Source organism: Citrobacter sp. MGH100 (assembly GCF_001034465.1).
Taxonomy (GTDB): domain Bacteria; phylum Pseudomonadota; class Gammaproteobacteria; order Enterobacterales; family Enterobacteriaceae; genus Citrobacter; species Citrobacter youngae.
This window is the reverse complement of record NZ_KQ089801.1, coordinates 894,178-917,501: the sequence shown is the minus strand read 5'-3', so window position 1 is coordinate 917,501 and position 23,324 is coordinate 894,178. Positions and strand designations below refer to the sequence as shown.

The 23,324-nt window shown below is 53.2% G+C and carries 25 protein-coding genes and 3 pseudogenes; 8 read left to right on the top strand and 20 right to left on the bottom strand.

The window, feature by feature from the left end; genetic code table 11:
* Positions 1–54 precede the first annotated feature (54 nt).
* From hemW to SK32_RS15900, 5 genes are read right to left on the bottom strand one after another with little or no spacing between them, the layout of a single operon-like run.
* Positions 55–1,191 (bottom strand): radical SAM family heme chaperone HemW, encoded by a 1,137-nt coding sequence (gene hemW, locus SK32_RS15920; RefSeq protein ID WP_048213197.1) that lies wholly within the window; start codon positions 1,189–1,191, stop codon positions 55–57.
* Entirely contained in the window at positions 1,184–1,777 is a 594-nt protein-coding gene (locus tag SK32_RS15915) for an XTP/dITP diphosphatase (protein ID WP_048213196.1), read from the bottom strand. Before SK32_RS15915 ends, hemW begins: the two co-directional genes overlap by 8 nt.
* A 7-nt stretch (positions 1,778–1,784) precedes the next feature.
* Positions 1,785–2,075 carry a DUF167 family protein YggU gene (yggU, locus tag SK32_RS15910; protein WP_005123286.1) on the bottom strand — a complete coding sequence of 97 codons (291 nt, stop codon included), beginning with the start codon at positions 2,073–2,075 and terminating at the stop codon, positions 1,785–1,787.
* Complete coding sequence (locus tag SK32_RS15905; protein WP_003825417.1) at positions 2,072–2,638, bottom strand: YggT family protein; 567 nt, start codon at positions 2,636–2,638, stop codon at positions 2,072–2,074. Before SK32_RS15905 ends, yggU begins: the two co-directional genes overlap by 4 nt.
* Before the next feature lie 18 nt (positions 2,639–2,656).
* Positions 2,657–3,361, bottom strand: coding sequence for a YggS family pyridoxal phosphate-dependent enzyme (locus SK32_RS15900; RefSeq protein ID WP_048213195.1), 705 nt, complete (start codon positions 3,359–3,361; stop codon positions 2,657–2,659).
* 17 nt (positions 3,362–3,378) lie between these two features.
* Here SK32_RS15900 and SK32_RS26265 point away from each other — a divergent pair.
* Positions 3,379–3,504: pseudogene (locus SK32_RS26265) on the top strand (type IV pili twitching motility protein PilT); the annotation flags it as partial.
* Between the two features lie 516 nt (positions 3,505–4,020).
* Positions 4,021–4,440: a DUF3828 domain-containing protein gene (locus tag SK32_RS15895; RefSeq protein ID WP_048213194.1), complete on the top strand. Its 420-nt coding sequence runs from the start codon at positions 4,021–4,023 to the stop codon at positions 4,438–4,440.
* A gap of 5 nt (positions 4,441–4,445) precedes the next feature.
* Here SK32_RS15895 and SK32_RS15890 read toward each other — a convergent pair.
* Positions 4,446–4,616 (bottom strand): annotated as a pseudogene (locus SK32_RS15890) (YggS family pyridoxal phosphate enzyme); the annotation flags it as partial.
* A gap of 17 nt (positions 4,617–4,633) precedes the next feature.
* Between SK32_RS15890 and SK32_RS15885 the strand changes: the two are divergent.
* Positions 4,634–5,614: a type IV pilus twitching motility protein PilT gene (locus tag SK32_RS15885; protein ID WP_003027090.1), complete on the top strand. Its 981-nt coding sequence runs from the start codon at positions 4,634–4,636 to the stop codon at positions 5,612–5,614.
* Here SK32_RS15885 and ruvX read toward each other — a convergent pair.
* The 8 genes and pseudogenes from ruvX to metK form a co-directional block, all read right to left on the bottom strand.
* On the bottom strand, positions 5,611–6,027 hold the full coding sequence (ruvX, locus tag SK32_RS15880) for a Holliday junction resolvase RuvX (protein ID WP_006686843.1): 417 nt from the start codon (positions 6,025–6,027) through the stop codon (positions 5,611–5,613). The genes SK32_RS15885 and ruvX overlap by 4 nt on opposite strands.
* Positions 6,027–6,590, bottom strand: coding sequence for a YqgE/AlgH family protein (locus SK32_RS15875; protein ID WP_048213499.1), 564 nt, complete (start codon positions 6,588–6,590; stop codon positions 6,027–6,029). The genes ruvX and SK32_RS15875 overlap by 1 nt, the downstream gene beginning before the upstream one ends.
* Before the next feature lie 111 nt (positions 6,591–6,701).
* Complete coding sequence (gshB, locus tag SK32_RS15870; protein ID WP_003027083.1) at positions 6,702–7,649, bottom strand: glutathione synthase; 948 nt, start codon at positions 7,647–7,649, stop codon at positions 6,702–6,704.
* Between the two features lie 12 nt (positions 7,650–7,661).
* On the bottom strand, positions 7,662–8,393 hold the full coding sequence (gene rsmE / locus SK32_RS15865; RefSeq protein WP_048213192.1) for a 16S rRNA (uracil(1498)-N(3))-methyltransferase: 732 nt from the start codon (positions 8,391–8,393) through the stop codon (positions 7,662–7,664).
* Positions 8,394–8,467: 74 nt separating this feature from the next.
* Positions 8,468–9,175 (bottom strand): deoxyribonuclease I, encoded by a 708-nt coding sequence (endA, locus tag SK32_RS15860; RefSeq protein ID WP_048213191.1) that lies wholly within the window; start codon positions 9,173–9,175, stop codon positions 8,468–8,470.
* A 94-nt stretch (positions 9,176–9,269) separates the two neighbouring features.
* The gene (locus SK32_RS15855) at positions 9,270–9,767 is read right to left on the bottom strand and encodes a SprT family zinc-dependent metalloprotease (RefSeq protein WP_003838223.1); all 498 of its coding nucleotides are present in this window, start codon (positions 9,765–9,767) and stop codon (positions 9,270–9,272) included.
* Positions 9,768–9,844: 77 nt separating this feature from the next.
* A pseudogene (gene galP / locus SK32_RS15850) lies at positions 9,845–11,238 on the bottom strand (galactose/proton symporter).
* 401 nt (positions 11,239–11,639) lie between these two features.
* Positions 11,640–12,794, bottom strand: a complete 1,155-nt coding sequence (metK, locus tag SK32_RS15845; RefSeq protein WP_040232098.1) for a methionine adenosyltransferase — start codon at positions 12,792–12,794, stop codon at positions 11,640–11,642.
* Positions 12,795–13,212: 418 nt separating this feature from the next.
* Here metK and SK32_RS26605 point away from each other — a divergent pair, with 418 nt between their 5' ends.
* The 4 genes from SK32_RS26605 to speB all read left to right on the top strand — a co-directional run bounded on the left by SK32_RS26605 (position 13,213) and on the right by speB (position 16,620).
* Entirely contained in the window at positions 13,213–13,350 is a 138-nt protein-coding gene (locus SK32_RS26605) for a hypothetical protein (protein ID WP_269156192.1), read from the top strand.
* 91 nt (positions 13,351–13,441) lie between these two features.
* On the top strand, positions 13,442–13,588 hold the full coding sequence (gene yqgB, locus SK32_RS24960; protein WP_005123310.1) for an acid stress response protein YqgB: 147 nt from the start codon (positions 13,442–13,444) through the stop codon (positions 13,586–13,588).
* Positions 13,581–15,557, top strand: a complete 1,977-nt coding sequence (gene speA / locus SK32_RS15840; RefSeq protein WP_071887384.1) for a biosynthetic arginine decarboxylase — start codon at positions 13,581–13,583, stop codon at positions 15,555–15,557. Before yqgB ends, speA begins: the two co-directional genes overlap by 8 nt.
* 142 nt (positions 15,558–15,699) lie before the next feature.
* Complete coding sequence (gene speB, locus SK32_RS15835) at positions 15,700–16,620, top strand: agmatinase (RefSeq protein WP_003027056.1); 921 nt, start codon at positions 15,700–15,702, stop codon at positions 16,618–16,620.
* 196 nt (positions 16,621–16,816) lie between these two features.
* Here the strand turns inward: speB and SK32_RS15830 are convergent, their stop codons facing one another.
* Positions 16,817–17,575, bottom strand: a complete 759-nt coding sequence (locus SK32_RS15830) for a metalloprotease LoiP (RefSeq protein WP_003027053.1) — start codon at positions 17,573–17,575, stop codon at positions 16,817–16,819.
* 279 nt (positions 17,576–17,854) lie between these two features.
* On the opposite strand from SK32_RS15830, the gene tkt reads away from it, so the two are divergent.
* Positions 17,855–19,846, top strand: a complete 1,992-nt coding sequence (gene tkt, locus SK32_RS15825; RefSeq protein WP_048213189.1) for a transketolase — start codon at positions 17,855–17,857, stop codon at positions 19,844–19,846.
* Positions 19,847–19,906: 60 nt separating this feature from the next.
* Here the strand turns inward: tkt and SK32_RS15820 are convergent, their stop codons facing one another.
* From SK32_RS15820 to SK32_RS15800, 5 genes are read right to left on the bottom strand one after another with little or no spacing between them, the layout of a single operon-like run.
* Complete coding sequence (locus SK32_RS15820) at positions 19,907–20,557, bottom strand: ABC transporter ATP-binding protein (RefSeq protein WP_048213188.1); 651 nt, start codon at positions 20,555–20,557, stop codon at positions 19,907–19,909.
* A complete protein-coding gene (locus SK32_RS15815; protein WP_048213187.1) occupies positions 20,551–21,228 on the bottom strand; it encodes an ABC transporter ATP-binding protein in 678 nt (225 codons plus the stop codon). Before SK32_RS15815 ends, SK32_RS15820 begins: the two co-directional genes overlap by 7 nt.
* Entirely contained in the window at positions 21,216–21,923 is a 708-nt protein-coding gene (locus SK32_RS15810; protein WP_048213186.1) for an energy-coupling factor transporter transmembrane component T, read from the bottom strand. Before SK32_RS15810 ends, SK32_RS15815 begins: the two co-directional genes overlap by 13 nt.
* A complete protein-coding gene (locus SK32_RS15805) occupies positions 21,924–22,502 on the bottom strand; it encodes an ECF transporter S component (protein WP_003027040.1) in 579 nt (192 codons plus the stop codon).
* Positions 22,503–22,526: 24 nt separating this feature from the next.
* The gene (locus SK32_RS15800) at positions 22,527–22,952 is read right to left on the bottom strand and encodes a PPC domain-containing DNA-binding protein (RefSeq protein ID WP_048213185.1); all 426 of its coding nucleotides are present in this window, start codon (positions 22,950–22,952) and stop codon (positions 22,527–22,529) included.
* Positions 22,953–23,324 lie beyond the last annotated feature (372 nt).

Sequence of the window (23,324 nt, the reverse complement as noted above, 5' to 3'; positions counted from 1 at the left end):
AGGCAATTTGCCGGATGCGGCTCAAGGCCTTATCCGGCCTGGATCGTTACCGTATTACTCCGCCAGAAACAGCTCCAACAGAGAATTCAAAAACAGCTTACCATGTTGGGTAATCTGCCAGTATTCATCGCATTCACTCAGGTAGCCCTGGGAAATAGCCTCATCGATCTGTCGACGAATAACGTCCTCGGTAAGCCCGGTATATTGTCTGAACTCCGCGCGAGGTGCGGCCTCAAGCAACCGGAAACGGTTCATAAAGAACTCGAACGGCTTATCGGCTTCGGCGACATCACGCTGGTTTTCGAGATAACGCCCTTGCATGTAGCCACGCGGATGCCGCGTTTTGGTGGTACGCAGAATGCGCCCGTCCGGGAACGTAATTTTGCCATGCGCGCCGCAGCCAATACCGAGATAGTCACCAAAACGCCAGTAATTAAGGTTGTGCTGACACTGATAGCCTGGCTTCGCATAGGCTGAGGTTTCGTACTGTTGATACCCGGCGGCGGTCAGCAACTGGTGGCCTTGCTCAAAAATATCCCACAGCGCATCATCGTCCGGTAAAACAGGCGGTCGGGAACCGAACAGCGTGTTGGGTTCGATGGTCAACTGATACCAGGAAAGATGCGGTGGATTGAGCGCGATGGCCTGCTGTAAATCGCCCAGCGCCTCTTCCAGCGTCTGATCCGGCAAACCATGCATCAGGTCGAGGTTAAAGCTGCGTAGCCCCAGACCGCTCGCCAGGTGTGCTGCTCGTTTGGCTTCTTCCGGCCCGTGAATACGTCCCAGACGCTCGAGTTTGGCAGAGCTAAAGCTCTGTACGCCAATCGAGATACGGTTGACGCCAGCGCGTTGATAATCAACAAAGCGATCGGCTTCCACCGTCCCGGGATTAGCCTCCATCGTGATTTCTGCATCTGCGGCCAGATTCAGCCGTGCGCGCACGCCGTCGAGCAACGTTTGCATTGCCGGGCCAGAAAGCAGGCTCGGCGTACCACCACCGATAAAAATTGTCTTTACTTCACGCTCCTGGGCGTGGGCCACCTCAGTATCCAGATCGCTCAGCAGGTGCTGAACATAGTCGTCATGAGGAACCTCACCCTTGAGGGCATGCGAGTTAAAGTCGCAGTACGGGCATTTCTGCACGCACCAGGGAATGTGAATATAAAGACTTAGCGGCGGAAGGTTAACCATCACGCAGGGCATCCAGCAGCAGCTTCAGTGCCTGTCCGCGGTGGGAAATCGCACTTTTTTCTTCGCGGGTCAGCTCAGCAGCTGTTTTTCCTTCGGACGGCACAAAAAAGATTGGGTCGTAACCAAAACCACCGTTTCCGGCCGGTTCACGGGTAATCACGCCCGGCCAGCTTCCGTGGCACACTAAAGGCGTGGGATCGTCCGCATGGCGCATATACACCAGCACGCAGTGGAATTGCGCCTGACGCTGGTCATCCGGGACATCCCGCAGGGTGTGCAGCAGTTTTTCCAGGTTCTGCTGGTCGGTCGCATCTTCGCCGGAATAGCGGGCTGAATAGATACCCGGCGCACCGCCAAGGGCATTAACCGCCAGGCCGGAGTCATCAGCAATGGCTGGCAAACCCGTAATTTGTGCGGCATGACGCGCCTTCAGAATGGCGTTCTCAATAAACGTCAGCCCGGTCTCTTCTGCAGAATCAACACCCAGATCCGTTTGGGCTACAACATCAAGACCGAAATCACTCAGAAGAGAGGCGAGTTCACGCACTTTACCGGCATTGCCGGTCGCGAGGACAACTTTTTGCATGGGATACCTAATCAGTTAGCGCCGCAATTTCGGGCGGGATCTGTTGCGGATGAATAATTTTAACCTGTTTGTGCCGACCAAGCTCGCCCTTCTCAATAACGACCTGGCTTTTCGCTACGCGGAACTGTTTGCCGAGAAACTTCACCAGATGGCTGTTGGCTTGTCCATCAACCGGCGGGGCGGTAATGGCGACTTTTAGCTCGTCGCCATGTAAACCCACAATACTGTCACGGCTGGCTTTCGGCTGAATGTAGAGCCGTAAAACCAGACCGTCATCGCAGGGTGTTACGGCACTCATAGTGCCATCCACAGCCCCGGCAGCAGCATGTTGCCTGTCGCCTGTAACACTTCCGCGATCCCCATGTTAATGACATAGAGCAGCAGAACCAGGATCATCGGCGAGAAATCGATCCCACCCATTCCCGGAAGAATACGACGAATAGGACGCAGCAGCGGATCCGCCAGTTGGATCAGCACGTACTCCACCGGGCTGCGGCCCTGGCTGACCCAGCTCATAATCGCCATCACCAGCAGTACCCAGAAAATCAGCAGTCCGATGGTTTTCAGGACAATCAGCACGGCGGCGATCCAGATGATCGGCTGGAACGTCACCACCTTAAACAGCACGATGGCTTTGATAAAGCTGAGAACGAGCGCGACTAATGCTGATGCGCTGTCGATCGGTCCCATCGGGGGGATAATGCGGCGTAACGGCCCAATAATAGGTTGGGTGATTTTCACAATAAACTGTGAGAACGGGTTGTAAAAATCGCAGCGAGACCACTGCATCCACACACGCAATAGCAGCGCCATGGTATACAGCTCAATTACCGTTGAGAGCAGGAAGGTCAACGTATTCATGGTGTTCCTTAATTTTCCTTATTTTTTAGTGTAATCACGAGCACCAAAAATGGCAGTGCCGATGCGCACCATCGTGCTACCCGCCGCGATAGCGGCATCCATATCATCAGACATCCCCAGCGAGAGCGTATCGATATTTGGGTAGCGTGTTTTCAACCCGGCAAATGCTACAGCCATTTGCTGTGCAACTTCAAACTGCCTTACATAATCTGACTCAGGCGCGGGAATCGCCATCAAGCCACGCAGGGTAATGCGCGGCAGCGCAGCGACTTCAGCAGCCAGGGCATCAAGCTCTGCCAGCGGAATCCCTGACTTACTGTTCTCATCGCTGATATTTATCTGGATCAACACATTCAGCGGCGGCAGGTCTGCCGGGCGCTGTTCGCTCAGACGGGCAGCGATGCGCAGACGATCAATCGTATGGCACCAGTCAAAATGTTCTGCGACCAGACGACTTTTGTTGGACTGCAGCGGGCCGATAAAGTGCCACTGCAGATCGTTGACGCCTTTTTCCTGAAAGTAGCGGATTTTATCCACCCCTTCCTGGACATAGTTTTCACCGAAGGCTCGCTGCCCTGCGGTAATGGCTTCTTCGATGGCGCTCGCAGGTTTGGTTTTGCTGACTGCAAGCAACGTAACTTCTTCTGAAGACCGCCCGCAACGCGTCGCGGCGGCTGAGATTTTGTCCCGGACATGTGCCAGGTTATGCGCGATATCGTTCATTTTCCGAGGATGTTCATATGAATATGGAAGAAATAGTGGCCCTTAGTGTAAAGCATAACGTGTCGGATCTACACCTGTGCAATGCATGGCCTGCGCGTTGGCGCAGACATGGAAAAGTCGAAAGCGCACCGTTTACCGCGCCTGGTGGGACTGTGGATGTGCTGAGTACAAAATGTGAGTCTGTAGGAGGATGTAAACAGATTTAATAAATAGAATTTTTAATTCGTTTTTATTTAGCTCAGGCTTGCTTTAATTTAAAGGTTTAAAGTAATAAAAACAGGTGTGAAATTATATCTCTAATAAAATTAAGGTATTACATAATTGGTGGGGTGAATATTTTTTATTATTTTATAACTAAACGATAATACACATTGCAAATATAAGTTTGGGACATGGTGATGATGTCAATAAATGGAGTTAGAAGCATTTAATGTTCATGCTAATGGTTCGCTTTGTGATATTTCATATTCTTCGTTTATAAATGAGGTGTTGTAAATGTGGAATAAAGAAGCCGCTATAAATTTTGTTAGACATAATGCTCATCCACACGCTACGGGTTATTGTGCCAGGGCAGTAACAGCAGCTATCGAACATGGCGTCTACCCCGGCCCCGGTTATCGTAAAAGTCAGCCTTCGTATAAATTATATAGGCACAACTGATGAAGCGATTAATATTATTTACTTTTCTATTCTCATCATTTGCTATGGCAGAAATAGTTCCTGCTGATACGCAAGCATTAAAATTCAATACCTGGTATATAAAGCAGATTGCTCATAATGTCATCCCAGTTGCAGATAACCCGACGGCATTAGAGCCTTTCGTTAGTATTGATACATTGAATAAATTAAAACAAGCTTATATGAATAATGAGCTTGAAGAGGATTATTTTCTAAAGGTTCAGGATTTTGCAGATGAAGACTGGAGTAAGCATATTAGTATTGATCTGACTATAACTGATCCTATTTGTACCAATGTCTATTTGACATTTGGAACAGGTGAGTCATCTCAAAAAGTCATTGACTGCATGGTAGAAGAAAATGGTGTATGGAAAATCAAGAGCGTGGCTACTCGCCATTAGTTATTGTTTTCACCAATTGAAAATAATCCTGCGGTAATGGCTTCTTCGATGGCGCTCGCAGGTTTGGTTTTGCTGACTGCAAGCAACATAACTTCTTCTGAAGACCGCCCGCAACGCGTCGCGGCGGCTGAGATTTTGTCCCGGACATGTGCCAGGTTATGCGCGATATCGTTCATTTTCCGAGGATGTTCATATGAATATGGAAGAAATAGTGGCCCTTAGTGTAAAGCATAACGTGTCGGATCTACACCTGTGCAATGCATGGCCTGCGCGTTGGCGTAGACATGGAAAAGTCGAAAGCGCACCGTTTACCGCGCCTGACGTAGAGAATCTGCTGATGTGCTGGCTCAGTGAGCAACAACAGGTACAGTTGCAGGAGCAAGGGCAGATTGATTTTGCCGTTACCCTGACGGACTCCCGGCGGCTGCGCGCCAGCGCATTTGTCCATCTGCAGGGAACCTCGCTGGCGCTAAGACTGCTACCGCTGGATTGTCCCCATTTAGACGATCTTCAGCCTCCCGCGGTCATACCTGAACTGCTTCACAGTGAAAACGGGTTGATTCTGGTGACAGGCGCTACCGGCAGCGGTAAATCTACGACCCTGGCGGCGATGGTGGAGTATCTTAATCAGCATATTGAGGGGCACATCCTGACGCTGGAAGATCCTATTGAATATCGCTACACCAGCCGACGTTGTCTAATTCAACAGCGGGAGGTGGGCGCACACTGCGCCTCTTTCGCCACCGGTTTGCGCGGTGCGCTACGCGAAGATCCCGACGTTATTTTGCTGGGAGAGCTGCGCGACGTGGAAACCATTCGGCTGGCATTAACGGCGGCGGAGACCGGACATCTGGTGCTGGCAACGTTACATACGCGAGGTGCGGCGCAGGCCATCGCGCGGCTGGTGGATTCCTTTGCAGCAACAGAGAAAGATCCTGTGCGTAACCAACTGGCAGATAGCCTGCGGGCGGTTCTTTCGCAAAAACTGGAGGAGGATAAGCAGGGGGGACGCGTGGCGCTATTCGAACTGCTCGTCAACACGCCCGCCGTGGGCAATTTGATCCGCGAAGGGAAAACGCATCAGCTACCCGGCGTGATTCAAACCGGGCAGCAGACAGGTATGCAGACGTTTGCACAAAGTTTACAGCAGCGACAGGCGCAGGGGCGGCTTTAATAGCCCTGCTCGAAATAGCTTTCGAGGATAATAACGGCAGAAGCGGAGTCCACTTTGCCTTTATTCAACGCCCGGTAACCGCCTTGCTCAAACAGGCCTGAGCGGGCTTCGACGGTGCTCAAACGTTCATCGTGCAGCGTTACGGTTACGCCAAAGCGACCATGAATGCGGTTAGCGAATTTACGTGCGCGCGCGGTAAGGGGCTGTTCGGTGCCATCCATGTTGAGCGGCAGGCCGACAATGATTTCATCCGGTTGCCACTCTTTCAGCAGGCGTTCAATCAAATTCCAGTCTGGCGTACCGTCCTGTGCTTTGATGGCGGGCAATGGCCTGGCCGTACCGGTAATGCGCTGACCCACGGCGACGCCGATACTTTTCGTACCAAAATCAAAAGAGAGTAATGTTCCGCTCATCATGCGTGTCCCGCCACGCCGGGCATGGTCTGAATATCTATTCCGATAAGTTTGGCAGCGTCGCGCCAGCGGTCGGCAATCGGCGTTTTAAACAGAATGTTGAGATCGGCGGGGGCGGTGAGCCAGGCGTTATCCAGTAGCTCTTGTTCCAGTTGGCCTTTTTCCCATGATGAATAGCCCAATGCCACCAGCACCTCGGACGGTTGCTCCTGCGTGCCCAACGTTTCTAATACATCGCGGGAGGTCGTGATGATAGTGTTATCAGAAATTAAGATACTGGATGCAAAACGGGCGGGCGGAGTATGCAGAATAAATCCGCGGTCTTCCGCCAACGGGCCGCCGAGCATCACTGCTTTATCCAGACGGATGGACGGATCGCGTCCTTCAGGCGTGATCTTCAGCTTTTCCAGAATCCCTTCAATTTGTAAGTTTTCCAGAGGCTTATTGACGATAATCCCCATTGCTCCGTTCTCATTGTGTTCGCAGATATACACCACGGAACGGCGGAAAATTGGATCCTGGAGAGCAGGCATGGCAATTAGAAAGTGATGCTGTAAATTCATTGTCAGAGGTTCTGTTTCCTGGTTCAAAAAAGCAACAGCGCCCAGTATGCGTACAAACAGGAGCGCTGTCACTATTAGTATTGGTAGGGTCCCTTCTACCGGCGAGTTCTTTTATTTTTGCAGGCGCGCTTCAATGGCATCCATCAGCATACCGGTAATCGAAACCGGGAACTCCGCTTCAATTTCACGAATACAGGTTGGGCTGGTGACGTTAATTTCCGTCAGACGATCGCCAATGATATCCAGACCGACAAAAATCAAACCTTTGGCTTTCAGCGTCGGCCCAATGCGACGGGCAATTTCCCAGTCACTGTCGGTTAATGGACGTGGCTCGCCACGACCACCTGCAGCCAGGTTGCCACGGGTTTCACCGCCCTGCGGAATACGCGCCAGGCAGTACGGAACGGGTTCGCCATCGACCACCAGCACGCGTTTATCGCCATCTTTAATGGCCGGCAGATAGTTCTGCGCCATGCAGTAGCGGGTACCGTGCTCTGTCAGCGTTTCCGCAATAACGCCAAGGTTCGGATCGCCTTCCTTCACGCGGAAAATAGAGGCTCCGCCCATGCCGTCCAGCGGTTTGAGAATGATGTCGCTGTGTTTTTGCCAGAAGGCTTTCAACTGCGCTTTGTTACGCGTGACCAGCGTTTCCGGCGTCAGATCGGCAAACCATGCGGTGAACAACTTCTCGTTGCAGTCGCGCAGGCTCTGCGGTTTGTTGACGATCAGCGTCCCTTTTTCTTCTGCACGTTCCAGAATATAGGTTGCATAAATGAACTCGGTATCAAACGGCGGATCCTTACGCATCAGAATAACGTCCAGGTCTGCCAGCGGGAGATCCTGCTCGCTCTTGAACTCATACCATTTGTCGTAGTTCTGCTCTACGCTCAGGGTACGCGTATGGGCGCGGGCTTCACCGTTGATCAGATAAAGATCGGCCATCTCCATATAATGAATTTCGTAACCGCGGCGTTGCGCTTCCAGCAGCATAGCGAAGCTGGAATCTTTCTTGATGTTGATGCTTGCGATGGGATCCATCACGATGCCGAGCTTGATCATTGTTTTTCTCCGTTAGCCCAGATCGCCAAAACGCACCTGTAGCGCGGTAATGGCGGTGAGCGCAGTTGTCTCAGTACGCAGAACGCGAGGTCCTAACAGAATATCAGTAAACTGATACCGTGCGGTCATGGCAATTTCATCTGCCGATAGCCCACCTTCCGGGCCAATCAGCAAGCGGATGCGCTCCACCGGGAGCGGCAGCGTGTTGATGCTGGCACTGGCGCGCGGGTGCAGGTTCAGCTTCAACCCTTCGTCCTGTTCTGCGCACCATGCTTCCAGATCCATTGCCGGGCGAATTTCAGGTACCCGATTACGACCGCACTGTTCGCAGGCGGCAATGGCGATTTTCTGCCACTGCTGGAGCTTCTTGTTCAGGCGTTCATTGTCCAGTTTAACGCCGCAGCGCTCAGAAAAAAGTGGCGTAATGAGGCTTACACCTAGTTCAATCGATTTCTGGATAGTAAATTCCATTTTTTCACCGCGCGACATTACCTGGCCCAGGTGGATATGCAACGGTGATTCCCGATCGTCGGGTTCAGCGTTAAGTACCTTCACCTCCACGCTTTTCTTACTGGCGTGAGTAATTTCGGCGTCGAATACCTGATTGCTGCCGTCAAATAGCTGCAGCGCCTGGCCTGGCCCCATACGCAGTACGCGACCAATATGATTGGCGGCATCCTCACACAATGAAATTTGGCTACCGGAAGTGATTGGCTCAGGGTGATAAATGCGGGGAATGCGCATAGTTAAACATCCGCGTCATGGCCCTGGGCTATTAAAGGCCAGGGCATGGTTAAAAATATTGCCGCTAGTGTAGGTTAGCTCTTTTGCGCCTGGCAAGCGCGTTGCACATAAGGGTTATGATTCCCCTGTACCTTCGCGATGCGTTCGTCGCGCTCACACTCCCAGTCGGTGACCGGATACTGCTTATTCCAGGCATTAAAAAGCTGGGTTTGCTGGCGGGAGAGCGTCAGGTTGTATTGGTCGCGCATATAAAAATAGGTACGCGCGATGGCGCCACGTGCGCGGGCAGGCGGCTCGGCAACTTTCTCTTTGAAATCAACCTTCATCGCGCACTGTCCGTACTGGCCTTCGCCACCGTTCCACTGGCTGTACATAAAGTTTGCGCGATCGCCATTCACTTCACCTACCGCAGGCTGCAGGTTATGCATATCGCTTTCCATTTTGCGATAGACCGGATCTTTAGCGCAGTTTTTACGCCCCCCGTCCTGCCAGCACTGGCGCTGATGACCAAACTGCCAGGCGGGGACAACGTGTTCCCATTCAATTCGACTGGCGCGGTTTTCGTTTTTTCGCACTTTATAGCCGCAGGATTCGAGGTCCACGACCCCTTTTTTGCCTTGCCAGTTAATTTTGCAACCACAGTAGAAATCGCCTGGCGCATCGGCGTTAACTTTGACGCCAGCGGCTTTTGCCTGGGAAAAACTATTGATGCCTTCGGCTAAAGCCGGGCCTGAAAACGCAGCGGCTAACAGGGCGGCTGCAAAAGAAAGATTACGGTACATCACGAACTCCGTGTCAAAACGAGCCCGCAACGTAGCGAAAGTCATTCCTGTATGCAATCAGTTAGATCAGAAAAGTTCCTGATAATTCTGAAGATTATTCTGCAATCAGTGGTTCGCCGCAGTGAACGCAGCGGTAGGTGGCTTCGCCGCGTATCACGCGGTTATGGCGGCGTACGGTCAGTTGGTGTTCCTGACACTTGCAGCGGTAAGTAAAGGTCTTACGCTGCACGGATTGCAGTTCGAACTGATGTGTGCGTCGGGCTGGCACGCCCAGCACGCTCTCCATCATCCATTTCCACTCTTTGCCGTGCGGCGGCACGCGACCAAAGTATTTCCACACCAGTAAATGCGCCAGTTCATGGGGCACCACCTCATTCACGAATGCGTCGACATTTTCCATCAGTAGTACCGGATTGAGGCGGATTTCGTAGGTTTGTAACCACGCGGTGCCTGCAGCGGTGCCGCGCTGTTGGTACACCAGCTTAGGTTCCGGGTAATTGCGTTCGAGCTTGAGATTGGCCTGAGCGAGTTTTTCCCGCAGGCTACGCATAACGGCTTGCTGGATGGCGATAGGGAGACGGGAGGTTTTCATAACGCCAGAGGATAGTGCGACAGGGAAGGGACTGCAAGAGGAAGGCTTCCTCCCGCGGGGGAGGAAGCTTTTCGTGATTAGTCGTGTGCGCCAATTTCGCGCAGTTTACGACCTTTCATCAGGTTACGTTCAATGTGTTCCAGAGAGACGTTTTTAGTTTCCGGAATCAGCCACAGGGTCAGGAAGATGAACAGGACGTTCAGACCACCGTAGACCCAGAAAGTATTGGCGCTGCCCAGCGAGTTCAGCATCGTCAGGAAGGTTGCACCGACGATCATATTGGCAATCCAGTTGGTTGCGGTAGAGCAGGTGATACCGAAATCGCGGCCTTTCAGCGGCTGGATTTCAGAGCACAGTACCCAAATCAGCGGACCGGCGCTCATGGCAAAGCCAACGATAAACATCAGCAGCATCAGTACAGCGAAGTATTGCGCGGCCGCCGAGTGAATACCCACGTGCATCATCGTGCCCAGCACGCCCATACCGACGGCCATGACGATAAAGCCGAGGATCAGCGTAGGCTTGCGGCCCCAACGGTCAACCAGGCCAATGGCGATAAAGGTTGCCAGCACGTTGGTCAGACCGACGATAACAGTCCCCCACATCTGCTCGGTGGTGTTGGTGTAGCCCGCCAGCTCAAAGATTTTCGGTGCGTAATACATAATGACGTTCATCCCGGTGAACTGCTGCATCACCTGTAACAGGACGCCAAGGAATACCGCGCGGCGGAAGTTGCTGTTTTCTTTAAACAGCGCCCAGCCGCTCTGCTTCACCTGCAGGCTTTCACGAATTTCATCCAGCTCGCGTTTGGCTTCTGCGCTGGTATCACGCAGACGCAACAGAACACGTTCAGCATCGACAAAACGACGTTTAGCAGCAAACCAGCGTGGGCTGTCCGGCAGGAAGATAACGCCAACCAGCAGCAGCAGGGCAGGGATGATGATCACGCCCAGCATCCAGCGCCATGCGCCGCTGTAGCTAAACGCCGTATCGGAAAGATACGCACCCAAAATACCGATGGTGATCATCAGCTGATACATAGAGATCATACTGCCACGAATTTTTTCCGGGGCAATTTCAGACAGGTACAGCGGCGCGGTATAAGACGCAACGCCCACCGCCAGGCCGAGCAGCACGCGGGAAACCAGCAGCACTTCAACGTTTGGCGCCGCGGCGGAGAACAGTGAACCGGCAACAAACAGGATTGCGCCGATCATCAGACTCTTTTTACGCCCCAGTTTGAAGGAGAGCCAACCGCTGCCGACGGCACCCACGGCAGCACCAAACATCATCGAACTCACCACCCATTCCTGAGTGTGGGGGTAATTTGGAACTCGTCGGTAATGAACGGTAAAGCACCGGCAATAACACCGATATCCAGGCCAAAAAGTAATCCAGCCAGGGCTGCAAGAAAGCAGACAAAAAATGTCATGGCTTTGTTGGAACGCCCCGTTTTTTTATTGTCAGGCATGATGCCCTCCGGTTGGGTAGCTAGTTTTGTTGATGTTAAGGGTAGGTGAGTACGGGGTAAAAAAATGCGAATCACATCACATTAGTGTAATCGGTTACACTGGCATTTATCACGATTATTGATTAACTATTTGAAAATTAACATTTTATAATACGATTAAATATGGTTAATTGCCTGGAATTAAGACGATCCTGAAAAATAATGTAACAGTGACGCAAGCTTGACGGAAAAGAGATGTTAACTTGTTGTGGATAGAAAATCGGTGCTATGTAATCGCTTTCATTGTTGTTAGAGGAACGCTTCACTGCATTGTTCAGGTGACGAGGCGTTGGGGGGAAAATTGGGGAATAAAAAAAGACCAGCGCGAGGCTGGTCTTCATAAGCGTTGAGCCGTGAGGGAATTACTTCAGACCTGCAGCGTCACGCAGCAACTGCGCTTTGTCGGTTTTTTCCCATGGGAAATGTTCGCGGCCAAAGTGACCGTAAGCTGCGGTTTCTTTGTAGATCGGGTGCAGCAGATCCAGCATCTGAATCAGGCCATACGGACGCAGGTCGAAGAACTCGCGCACCAGCAGGGTCAGTTGCTCAGAAGGCACTTTTTCAGTACCGAACGTTTCTACCATGATAGAGGTCGGTTCAGCCACGCCGATGGCGTAGGAAACCTGAATCTCACAACGGTCAGCCAGACCAGCGGCAACAATGTTTTTCGCGACGTAACGAGCTGCATAGGCTGCAGAACGGTCAACTTTAGATGGATCCTTACCAGAGAATGCACCGCCGCCGTGACGCGCCATGCCGCCGTAGGTATCAACGATGATTTTACGACCTGTCAGGCCACAGTCGCCCATCGGACCGCCGATCACAAAACGACCGGTTGGGTTGATGAAGAATTTGGTCGCAGCGCTCAGCCATTCAGTCGGCAGTACCGGCTTGATGATCTCTTCCATGACAGCTTCTTGCAGAGATTTCTGGTCGATATCTTCAGCATGCTGAGTCGACAGAACCACGGCATCAATACCGACGATTTTGCCGTCGTCATACTGGAAGGTAACCTGGCTTTTTGCATCCGGGCGCAGCCACGGCAGAGTACCGTTTTTGCGTACTTCAGCCTGACGCTGTACCAGACGATGCGCGTAGGTGATTGGCGCAGGCATCAGCACGTCGGTTTCATTGGTTGCATAACCAAACATCAGGCCCTGGTCGCCAGCGCCTTGTTCCAGCGGATCCGCGCGGTCAACACCCTGGTTGATATCCGGAGACTGCTTACCGATGGCGCTCAGAACCGCGCAAGAGTTGGCGTCAAAGCCCATGTCGGAATGCACATAGCCAATTTCGCGAACCGTGTTACGCGTGATCTCTTCGATATCTACCCAGGCGCTGGTAGTGATCTCACCGCCAACTAAAACCATACCGGTTTTGACATAGGTTTCGCAGGCTACGCGTGCTTTCGGATCCTGCTCGAGGATTGCATCCAGCACGGCATCAGAGATTTGGTCAGCGATTTTGTCAGGATGCCCTTCTGATACGGACTCGGACGTAAAAAGGTGTTTTGCCATATTTAATTTCACCTAAGGAATATTTAGTTAGCTCAAACTGTCGAGTGGAATAGCCATGTGTAGAAGATTCTACCATGAGTCTGCAGATGACGGACACTGGCAGTCTGAGTGTTAATCGGTATAGATGGATTAACATCTGGACGGCTATTTTAGGGCAGTTCTTCGCCTGATTTCCAGCTTTTTTTGATTGAGGTCGCATTGTACTGAAAATGTAACTGGAAATTTTTCCTGACGGTGCTGGCAATGCGCGCATTTATCTTTTGCTTTTTGACTTCCTTATGGGTATAAAACGCGGCGCGCGGCTCATACAAAAGCACACGACGTTTTCATCGTGTTGCCACTTCCAGCCGGGTTAACACTTTAGCTTTGGCTTGTGGGTTCGTTCCGTCAGGAGCAACCGTGGAGGTGATACGAGATAATGAACTGTTGTATTCTGCTGAATCTGTCGCACCGTTCTGGTGTACATATGTCCCCCGCAATCTGCATCTTGCATACCTGCCGATGTTATACCCATCTCGGCGCTTCTCAGGACTCAAGAGCCGGTAACGGTCACTAAGAACTGAACAAGGGCGCTCTTGGTAAACAAGAGTTTTCTCGTGGTTTCGCCGAACCGTCAGCATTAAGTTCGGTTACGTGTTTACATTGATATGAAAAAGAAACCGGTCGCACAGTCGGAGCGTCAGCACTATCTGCTGGAAATTCTGCCTGTATTTGGGTTGTTATCGCGTCTATGGATTGCGATAGTAGTCAACTGTTTTACACTTGTTAATAAAATTGAGGTTCGCTATGTCTGACGACATTTCTTTGGGTTCGCCTTCGTCAGCAGGCGAACACGGTGTACTACGCTCCATGCAGGAGGTTGCAATGAGTTCCGAGGAAGCCAGCAAGATGCTGCGTACTTACAATATTGCCTGGTGGGGTAATAACTACTATGACGTCAATGAGCTGGGCCACATCAGCGTGTGCCCGGATCCGGACGTACCAGAAGCGCGCGTTGACCTTGCTGAGTTGGTGAAAGCCCGTGAAGCGCAGGGCCAGCGTCTGCCTGCATTATTCTGCTTCCCGCAGATCCTGCAACACCGACTGCGTTCGATTAACGCCGCGTTTAAACGCGCCCGTGAATCTTACGGTTACAACGGCGACTATTTCCTCGTTTACCCAATCAAGGTCAACCAGCATCGTCGCGTGATTGAATCGCTGATCCACTCCGGCGAACCGCTGGGGCTGGAAGCCGGTTCCAAAGCTGAACTGATGGCCGTTTTGGCCCATGCCGGAATGACCCGTAGCGTGATCGTGTGTAACGGCTATAAAGACCGTGAATACATCCGTCTGGCGTTGATTGGCGAGAAGATGGGCCATAAGGTCTATCTGGTCATCGAGAAGATGTCTGAAATCGCTATCGTGCTGGATGAAGCTGAACGCCTGAATGTGGTTCCGCGTCTGGGCGTGCGTGCGCGTCTGGCGTCGCAGGGGTCCGGTAAATGGCAGTCTTCCGGTGGCGAGAAATCAAAATTCGGCCTGGCGGCAAACCAGGTGCTGCAGCTGGTGGAAATTTTGCGCGAGCGCGGTCGTCTGGACAGCATTCAGTTGCTGCACTTCCACCTCGGTTCGCAGATGGCGAACATTCGTGATATCGCCACCGGCGTACGTGAATCAGCGCGTTTCTACGTTGAGCTGCACAAGCTGGGCGTGAATATCCAGTGCTTCGACGTCGGCGGTGGTCTGGGCGTGGACTACGAAGGTACCCGTTCGCAGTCTGACTGCTCCGTAAACTACGGCCTGAACGAATACGCCAACAATATCATTTGGGCGATTGGCGATGCCTGTGAAGAGCATGGCTTGCCGCATCCGACGGTCATCACCGAGTCTGGTCGTGCGGTTACCGCGCATCATACTGTGCTGGTGTCTAACATTATCGGCGTTGAGCGTAGCGAACATACCGAAGCCACACCGCCGGCTGAAGATGCACCGCGTGCCCTGCAAAGCATGTGGGAAACCTGGCAAGAGATGCACGAGCCGGGAACCCGTCGTTCGCTGCGCGAATGGCTGCACGACAGCCAGATGGATCTGCATGATATTCACGTGGGTTACTCTTCAGGCACCTTCAGCCTGCAGGAGCGTGCGTGGGCAGAGCAGTTGTATCTGAACATGTGCCATGACGTGCAGAAACAGCTCGACCCGAGCAACCGCGCGCACCGTCCGATTATCGACGAGCTGCAGGAGCGTATGGCGGATAAGATTTACGTCAACTTCTCCCTGTTCCAGTCGATGCCGGATGCATGGGGGATCGATCAACTGTTCCCGGTACTGCCGCTCGAAGGACTGAATCAGGTGCCAGAGCGTCGTGCGGTGCTATTGGATATTACCTGTGACTCCGATGGTGCTATCGACCATTACGTTGACGGCGATGGGATTGCGACGACCATGCCGATGCCGGAATACGACCCGGAAAATCCGCCGATGCTGGGCTTCTTTATGGTGGGCGCGTACCAGGAGATCCTCGGCAACATGCACAACCTGTTCGGTGATACCGAAGCGGTTGACGTGTTCGTCTTCCCCGACGGTAGCGTGGAAGTAGAGCTTTCTGATGAAGGCGATACCGTGGCGGATATGCTGCAGTATGTGCAGTTGGATCCGAACACCCTGCTGACGCAGTTCCGTGACCAGGTGAAAAAAACCGATCTGGATGCTGAGTTGCAACAGCAATTCCTCGAAGAGTTCGAAGCAGGTTTGTACGGATACACTTATCTCGAAGACGAGTAAGGCTGCTCGGGTTCGCTTGAACCTGGGCAAATTAACGGCGATAATTCGCCCATACAAGTAGTCACGTAAATCAATCCCTTCCTCGTCGGGCTTAACGACGCGGAGGGGATTTTTTTTCACCGATTTTAAAAGAGGTCAGTACATGAGCACCTTAGGTCATCAATACGACAACTCCCTGGTTTCTAACGCCTTTGGTTTTTTGCGTCTGCCGATGAACTTTATGCCCTACGACAGCGACGCCGACTGGGTGATCACCGGTGTACCGTTTGATATGGCAACGTCTGGTCGTGCGGGCGGGCGTCATGGTCCGGCGGCAATCCGTCAGGTTTCCACCAACCTGGCCTGGGAGCACAACCGCTTCCCGTGGAACTTCGATATGCGCGAGCGCCTGAACGTGGTGGACTGCGGCGATCTGGTTTATGCGTTCGGGGATGCGCGTGAAATGAGTGAAAAACTGCAGGCGCATGCTGAGAAGCTGCTGTCTGCCGGTAAGCGCATGCTCTCCTTTGGCGGCGACCACTTCGTCACGCTGCCGCTGCTGCGCGCGCACGCTAAACACTTTGGTAAAATGGCGCTGGTGCACTTTGATGCTCACACCGACACCTACGCGAACGGCTGCGAATTCGACCACGGTACCATGTTCTACACTGCGCCGAACGAAGGTCTGATCGATCCGAATCACTCTGTGCAGATCGGTATTCGTACCGAGTTCGACAAAGACAACGGTTTTACCGTGCTGGATGCATGCCAGGTTAACGACCGCAGCGTTGATGACATTATCGCTCAGGTTAAGCAGATTGTCGGTGATATGCCGGTATACCTGACTTTTGATATCGACTGTCTGGATCCGGCGTTTGCACCAGGAACCGGTACGCCAGTGATCGGCGGCCTGACGTCCGATCGCGCGATAAAACTGGTACGTGGTCTGAAAGATCTGAACATCGTCGGGATGGATGTTGTTGAAGTGGCTCCGGCCTACGATCAGTCAGAGATCACCGCACTGGCGGCGGCAACGTTAGCGTTGGAGATGTTGTACATCCAGGCGGCGAAAAAAGGCGAGTAACGGTTTCGGGCTATTTTACTCGCCATTTTGAACCCGGGCAGTGCTCGCCATCCTCACGTACTACGTGTACGCTCCGGTGGCTGTGCGCTGTCCGGTCTCAAACTGACTTCGCCAATAACGCCCGATCGCTGGACTAAATTTGTCATTCTGTAGGCCGGATAAGGCGTTCACGCCGCCATCCGGCACTGTTCGAAGATTATTTGATCCCGTCTGCGCTCATGCGATCGCGAATATGTTGCGCACGTTCTGCGGATGCCGGGTGATCGTCAAACATTGAGCTTTGACGTCCTGCTTCCAGTTTTGCCAGTTTCTCAAAACTGGTGGCTAAGCCTGCCGGATTGATCCCTCGTTTGCGCAACAGATCATACGAGTAATCATCCGCTTCGGATTCCTGACGCTGGGAGAACTGCGAGTTCACCAGTTTCTCGCCAAGATCGCCCAATTGCGACTGCGACAGGCTGCCGACAATACCGCCAGCGGAAGCCGCAGCTGCGCGCACGGCGTTCGTACCCAGCGCAACCTGCATCCCTTTTTTCACGTGACCCAGCGCAACGTGACCCATTTCGTGGCCGATCACCGCTTCGACTTCGTTGTCGGTCATCATATCCATCAGGCCGCTGTATACGCGGATACAGCCGTTCGCCATGGCAAAAGCATTCACATCTTTCGCCATATACACTTTGTAGTTCACCGGCTGGCCGTTAATGTTATCGCCAAGCGCGGCGGCGATTTTGCCAAGACGCGTTGCATACTCGCTGCCAGCCGGGGCGATGGTAGCTTTGCTGTCCATATCCTTACAGGCCTGATCGCTCAGCGCTTTTACCTGCGCATCGCTCAGACTGTAGGCCTGGAAAGCCTCTGCGCCTGAGGAAAGCAGTCCGTTTGAGTCCATGTTCTGGCAGCCGGTCAATGCCGCCGCCATGCTCGTAGCAAGCAGTAAAGCGCGAATTTTCATTTTTTCTCTTCCGCACAAGGTCAGGATTATTCTAAAAAATGCGTCGTTTACAGGTGAACCGACGCTCGGCCTAAGTATAAAGAAAAGAACAATAAGCGGGCGAGAAGATTGCGCAACTTGCGCGCATGATCCAGAGATTTCTGAAGCGGCAAAAGGATGCTCCATGTACATGACACGCGGCTTGGGTTACATTGTTGGCACTTTTTTCCGGCGTAGCCCAAAACGCGCTGTCGTCAAGTCGTTTAGGGCGTGGCCTTCATTATCCGATCTGGAGTCAAAATGTCCTCACGTAAAGAGCTTGCCAATGCTATTCGTGCGCTGAGCATGGACGCAGTACAGAAAGCCAAATCCGGTCACCCGGGTGCCCCGATGGGTATGGCTGACATTGCCGAAGTCCTGTGGCGTGATTTCCTGAACCACAACCCGACTAACCCGTCCTGGGCTGACCGTGACCGCTTCGTGCTGTCTAACGGCCACGGTTCAATGCTGATTTACAGCCTGCTGCACCTCACCGGCTATGATCTGCCGATGTCCGAGCTGCAGAACTTCCGTCAGCTACACTCCAAAACGCCGGGTCACCCGGAAGTGGGTTACACGGCGGGTGTTGAAACCACGACCGGTCCTTTGGGTCAGGGCATTGCGAATGCAGTGGGTATGGCTATCGCTGAAAAAACGCTGGCGGCGCAGTTTAACCGTCCTGGTCACGACATCGTTGACCACTTCACCTATGCTTTCATGGGCGACGGCTGCATGATGGAAGGTATCTCTCACGAGGTATGTTCCCTGGCCGGTACGCTGAAACTGGGTAAACTGGTTGCGTTCTACGATGACAACGGCATCTCTATCGATGGCCACGTTGAAGGCTGGTTCACCGATGACACCGCGAAGCGTTTCGAAGCTTACGGCTGGCACGTGATTCGTGGTGTAGATGGTCACGATGCTGACGCCATTAAACGCGCTGTTGAAGAAGCACGCGCAGTGACCGACAAACCGTCCTTGCTGATGTGCAAAACCATCATCGGTTTCGGTTCTCCGAACAAAGCCGGTACCCACGACTCTCACGGTGCACCGCTGGGCGATGCAGAAATCGCACTGACCCGCGAACAGCTGGGCTGGAAATACGCGCCGTTCGAAATCCCGTCTGAAATCTACGCGCAGTGGGATGCGAAAGAAGCCGGCCAGGCAAAAGAAGCCGCATGGAACGAGAAGTTTGCTGCTTATGCCAAAGCTTTCCCGCAGGAAGCTGCTGAATTCACCCGTCGTATGAAAGGTGAAATGCCGTCTGACTTCGACGCGAAAGCCAACGAATTCATTGCTAAGCTGCAGGCTAATCCGGCGAAAATCGCCAGCCGTAAAGCGTCTCAGAACGCGATTGAAGCCTTCGGTCCTTGGCTTCCTGAATTCCTCGGCGGCTCTGCTGACCTGGCACCGTCTAACCTGACTCTGTGGTCTGGTTCTAAGGCCATCAACGAAGATACTGCCGGTAACTACATCCATTACGGTGTACGTGAATTCGGTATGACCGCTATCGCCAACGGTATTTCCCTGCACGGTGGTTTCCTGCCGTACACCTCCACCTTCCTGATGTTCGTGGAATATGCCCGTAACGCGGTGCGTATGGCTGCGTTGATGAAACAGCGTCAGGTGATGGTCTATACTCACGACTCTATCGGTCTGGGTGAAGATGGCCCGACTCACCAGCCGGTAGAGCAGGTTGCTTCTCTGCGTGTGACCCCGAACATGAGCACATGGCGTCCGTGTGACCAGGTTGAATCCGCAGTAGCATGGAAATACGGTGTTGAGCGTCAGGACGGCCCGACCGCGCTGATCCTCTCCCGTCAGAACCTGGCACAGCAGGAACGTACCGCAGAGCAGCTGGCGAACATCGCTCGCGGTGGCTACGTGCTGAAAGATTGCGCGGGTCAGCCGGAACTGATCTTCATCGCCACCGGTTCTGAAGTTGAACTTGCCGTGGCTGCCTGGGACAAACTGACCGCTGAAGGCGTGAAAGCGCGCGTGGTTTCCATGCCGTCTACCGATGCATTCGACAAGCAGGATGCGGCTTACCGTGAATCCGTACTGCCGAAAGCCGTCTCTGCTCGCGTCGCTATCGAAGCTGGCATTGCTGACTACTGGTTCAAATACGTGGGCCTGAACGGCGCTATCGTCGGTATGACTACCTTTGGTGAGTCTGCACCGGCAGAACTGCTGTTTGAAGAATTCGGCTTCACCGTAGACAACGTGGTCGCGAAAGCAAAAGAACTGCTGTAATTTCGATTACAGGTGAAAACGGGTCGCTCAGGCGGCCCGTTTTTTTGCTTATCAGGGTAGTTACGTGCGTAGCTGACCTGCTTCAAGACGTACTACGCGCGAAAAATGGCGCTGCGTAAATGCTGCGTCATGACTGATCGCCACAACGCTGGCGCCACGCGTACGACACACTGCCAGCCAGTTTTCAAAGACGCCAAGCCAGTGCGCATCAAAGTCCCGGCTGGGCTCATCCAGCAGTAGAATAGCAGGTTCGAGGGCTTCCAGACTGGCGACGGCAATCATACGTCGTTGTGCAGTATGCAGATCGAGCGGGTGCGCGTCGGCGACATCCTCTAACTGACATAATCGCAGCGCCGCCATCGTGCGTTGCGCAATTTCAGTCGCCGGAAGCTTCTGTAGCCGTAATCCGAAGGCCACTTCCTCTGCAACCTTGCTGTGAAAGATTTGATTCTCCGCTTCCTGAAACAGTACGCCGAGCACCCTGGCGCGCTCCCGGTTTTTCAGTTGCGCAATCGCACGATTTTGAACGGTTATTGTGCCGGATGAGGGCGTCAGTAGCCCGGCCATGATGCGCAAAAGCGTGGATTTTCCTGCGCCATTATCGCCCGTTAGCGCCAGCCATTCCCCCTCCTGGAGTTCCAGCGAAATATTGCGTAAACAGTCATCGGCGGCGTTCGGCCAGCGATAGCTGACCTGGTTTAGCGTTAGCATAGTGATGACAATGCTCCGTCGCGTAGCTGCCATGCCTGCTGACAGTAGCTGAGAAAAGGTGAAGGGTTGCGTTCGAAAAGTATCACCAAAGCATGCTGTTCCTGTGCCCACTGCTGCAGTCGAGCCAGCAGCATTGCCGTGGCTTGCGCCGTCAGGCGACTGAACGCTTCATCCAGAAGCAATATTTTCGGCTGCATGGCGAGTGCGCTGGCAATGACTACCCGCTGGGTTTCCCCGCCGGAAAGGGTGCCGGGATGACGATGGCGCAGAGGCTGACATTCCGTCAGCGTAAGGGCGGCATCTATGCGCTGCATAATTTCAGTCTCGGTAAGGCAGAGATTTTCCGGGCCAAACGCCACTTCTTCCTCCACGCTGAAAGTACAACCTGAAAGCTGCAGGTAAGGTGACTGCTGCACAAGCTGGATGGTACTCGACTGCTCGACCAGCGACAGTTTCCCGATGGGATTACCCAGTAGCGTGCCTGTGCCCTCAATTTCTCCCGGAAGGAAGTCGGGGTACCAGCCAGCCATCAGCTGTGCCAGCGTACTTTTCCCGCTGCCGTTCTCACCAAAAATAGCCACCATACCAGGCCTGGCGTAATGGAAATCGTAATAGGCGGATGGCCGCATAGCGTGCGTCGGAATATAGCGAAACTGCTCTAACGTAACCATATCCAGACTCCTGTCTCAACCGCCATTAGAACCACCATACCGTAGCGGGCCAGACGTTGTAAGGTGCTGTCTGGCGGCGCCCACAGCGTGGTGCGAGTGCGATGCAGGCGAAATCCGCGCATATCGAGTGCTGCACCGCGAACGGCCAGGTTATTGAGCGCGTTATGGGTGAGCGGCACAATTAATGCCGGCATAGCGCGTAAACGTTGGTACCAGGATTCATCCAGCGGTACGCCGCGTGCGCGCTGAGCCTCGTGAATAATCGCCAACTGGCGTTTGAGCTGTTCAACCACCAGCAGCGGGCCTGCAAACAGATAGGCAACGCCTGGCGGCAGGCGTGAAGCAAACAGGGCGCGCATAAAACGCGCAACCGGCACGTACTGCATCCACATCTGCGATGTCGACACAATGGCCAGGATCCGCAGCCAGAGCGTAACGGCATCGGCCCAGCGTTCTGGTGCGCGCGGCTGCCCGCTAATCCACTCGGTAAGCCATCCGCCGTGTACCAGCCATAGCCCCAGTCCTAAGGGGATCATCAGCCAGAGTACGTATTTCGCCCGCGACCGCGTAGCCTTCATACATAGCAAACCGACAAACGTCGCGGCGCTGTACAAGCTGAGCGGCACTCCGGCTGGCAGCAGGAGCGTGGAGCAGGCGGCAAGCGCCCACAGAGTTAACGACGTAAACGGATGCATTTAACGCACGGCAGACATCGTAGGGAAATGGCGCGTGGTGCGCAGCGGAAGTTGTCGCAGCAGCACCCAGACGATGATTGCCGTAAGGATTTTATCGACCAGATTCGCTCCGATGACGGTAATGGCGACGGACTCCACCAGGTTCTGACCGACCGAGTGCATCCAGGCGACAAAAAGATCCGCACCGCTGCCGGTGACACCGCCGAACAGAGTCGTGCGAATCGGCACGGCAACGAGGGTCACGGCAAGCGTGATAATTACGCCGCTGACCACGACTTTGGGTAAGGTGCGAAACCATCCTGCCCGTGCCAGCCAACCGGCGACCAGTCCAATAACCATGGCGACGGGCGCAAAGGCGGCGGCGATCGGATCGGTCAGTAACCCCCACAACAGGTTAGTGAGTAATCCGGTTAGCATCCCCACAACCGGGCCTAACAGCACCGCGCTGATCAACGTGCCAATCGAGTCGAGAAAAATAGGTAATTTCAACATGCTGATAAGCTGCCCACCGACCATGTTGATGGCGATAGCAATGACAATAAGAACCAGAGACTGGCTGGAAAATTGGCGACGCGCCATAAAAGACCTCGTATAAGTGAAGCGTTAGCGGGATGAAATAACCAGTTCGTCATAACCGGAAACGGCGCAGGGCTGACGGCTGAATGCCAGAGACGTCAACTCGCCAATCACCAGCTCCAGCGTGGTTCGCACGGTACAGCCCGGCATCATGTGTCCGCCCAGCATCGCGCCGTGTGGGTCAGCAACCGCCAGATGGAGATGCTCGCCGGTAAGTTCTAGTGTGCCGTTCAGAGAGATAATTTCCCACGTACCCGTAAGTAATGTGGTTTCTTCACGTCCGGCGAAGCGCAGAGCAATGTTGGTCAAACTGCCGGTGCAACCCGCTATCCAGGCTGCCTGTAGCTGATGTTGCTGGATAAAAGCGTGTAGCTCTGAAAAGACTTCCTGGCCCGGTAATAAACGCAGCGCATGAAAGCGAGCTTCAGAGGGTTGGGGATAGAATGTTGCCATAGTTGAGGGACTCCGAGACTCGGACGTTGCGCTGATAATATAGACGCGGGTTAGGGAGCTTTCTGATATAAATCAGGATTTGTGACATGGCAACGAAATAATCTTGCTACGGTTATTCGTAATTCTGGAATATGGAATAAAAGTCGCGTTGAAGGACGTTAAAATGTGACGTAAGTCAGATAACTGTGTTCTGTTGCTGGACAATCATTCCTTTTATTCCGCGTTTCGCTTATTCTAGCTGAAGCGTTTCAGTCGATTAAATGTTCGACAATTAACCAATTAGTCGCAGTTTGCGACAGGTAAGGTTTCCCTGAGCGATTTGCTGCATTACTCTGTCTGCCACATCGTTTCTGAGAAATCCTTGCAGGAGAC

Bases quoted from the DNA above. Each gene is read 5' to 3' on its own strand.
- metK (WP_040232098.1), bottom strand. From the start codon at position 12,794: ATGGCAAAACACCTTTTTACGTCCGAGTCCGTATCAGAAGGGCATCCT.
- speA (WP_071887384.1), top strand. From the start codon at position 13,581: ATGTCTGACGACATTTCTTTGGGTTCGCCTTCGTCAGCAGGCGAACAC.
- SK32_RS15810 (WP_048213186.1), bottom strand. From the start codon at position 21,923: ATGCATCCGTTTACGTCGTTAACTCTGTGGGCGCTTGCCGCCTGCTCC.
- SK32_RS15805 (WP_003027040.1), bottom strand. From the start codon at position 22,502: ATGGCGCGTCGCCAATTTTCCAGCCAGTCTCTGGTTCTTATTGTCATT.
- SK32_RS15905 (WP_003825417.1), bottom strand. From the start codon at position 2,638: ATGAATACGTTGACCTTCCTGCTCTCAACGGTAATTGAGCTGTATACC.
- speB (WP_003027056.1), top strand. From the start codon at position 15,700: ATGAGCACCTTAGGTCATCAATACGACAACTCCCTGGTTTCTAACGCC.
- SK32_RS15800 (WP_048213185.1), bottom strand. From the start codon at position 22,952: ATGGCAACATTCTATCCCCAACCCTCTGAAGCTCGCTTTCATGCGCTG.
- tkt (WP_048213189.1), top strand. From the start codon at position 17,855: ATGTCCTCACGTAAAGAGCTTGCCAATGCTATTCGTGCGCTGAGCATG.
- yqgB (WP_005123310.1), top strand. From the start codon at position 13,442: ATGAAAAAGAAACCGGTCGCACAGTCGGAGCGTCAGCACTATCTGCTG.
- yggU (WP_005123286.1), bottom strand. From the start codon at position 2,075: ATGAGTGCCGTAACACCCTGCGATGACGGTCTGGTTTTACGGCTCTAC.
- endA (WP_048213191.1), bottom strand. From the start codon at position 9,175: ATGTACCGTAATCTTTCTTTTGCAGCCGCCCTGTTAGCCGCTGCGTTT.
- SK32_RS15900 (WP_048213195.1), bottom strand. From the start codon at position 3,361: ATGAACGATATCGCGCATAACCTGGCACATGTCCGGGACAAAATCTCA.
- SK32_RS15875 (WP_048213499.1), bottom strand. From the start codon at position 6,590: ATGAATTTACAGCATCACTTTCTAATTGCCATGCCTGCTCTCCAGGAT.
- SK32_RS15915 (WP_048213196.1), bottom strand. From the start codon at position 1,777: ATGCAAAAAGTTGTCCTCGCGACCGGCAATGCCGGTAAAGTGCGTGAA.
- SK32_RS15885 (WP_003027090.1), top strand. From the start codon at position 4,634: ATGAATATGGAAGAAATAGTGGCCCTTAGTGTAAAGCATAACGTGTCG.
- SK32_RS26605 (WP_269156192.1), top strand. From the start codon at position 13,213: ATGAACTGTTGTATTCTGCTGAATCTGTCGCACCGTTCTGGTGTACAT.
- SK32_RS15815 (WP_048213187.1), bottom strand. From the start codon at position 21,228: ATGGTTACGTTAGAGCAGTTTCGCTATATTCCGACGCACGCTATGCGG.
- SK32_RS15830 (WP_003027053.1), bottom strand. From the start codon at position 17,575: ATGAAAATTCGCGCTTTACTGCTTGCTACGAGCATGGCGGCGGCATTG.
- hemW (WP_048213197.1), bottom strand. From the start codon at position 1,191: ATGGTTAACCTTCCGCCGCTAAGTCTTTATATTCACATTCCCTGGTGC.
- gshB (WP_003027083.1), bottom strand. From the start codon at position 7,649: ATGATCAAGCTCGGCATCGTGATGGATCCCATCGCAAGCATCAACATC.
- ruvX (WP_006686843.1), bottom strand. From the start codon at position 6,027: ATGAGCGGAACATTACTCTCTTTTGATTTTGGTACGAAAAGTATCGGC.
- SK32_RS15855 (WP_003838223.1), bottom strand. From the start codon at position 9,767: ATGAAAACCTCCCGTCTCCCTATCGCCATCCAGCAAGCCGTTATGCGT.
- rsmE (WP_048213192.1), bottom strand. From the start codon at position 8,393: ATGCGCATTCCCCGCATTTATCACCCTGAGCCAATCACTTCCGGTAGC.
- SK32_RS15820 (WP_048213188.1), bottom strand. From the start codon at position 20,557: ATGCTAACGCTAAACCAGGTCAGCTATCGCTGGCCGAACGCCGCCGAT.
- SK32_RS15895 (WP_048213194.1), top strand. From the start codon at position 4,021: ATGAAGCGATTAATATTATTTACTTTTCTATTCTCATCATTTGCTATG.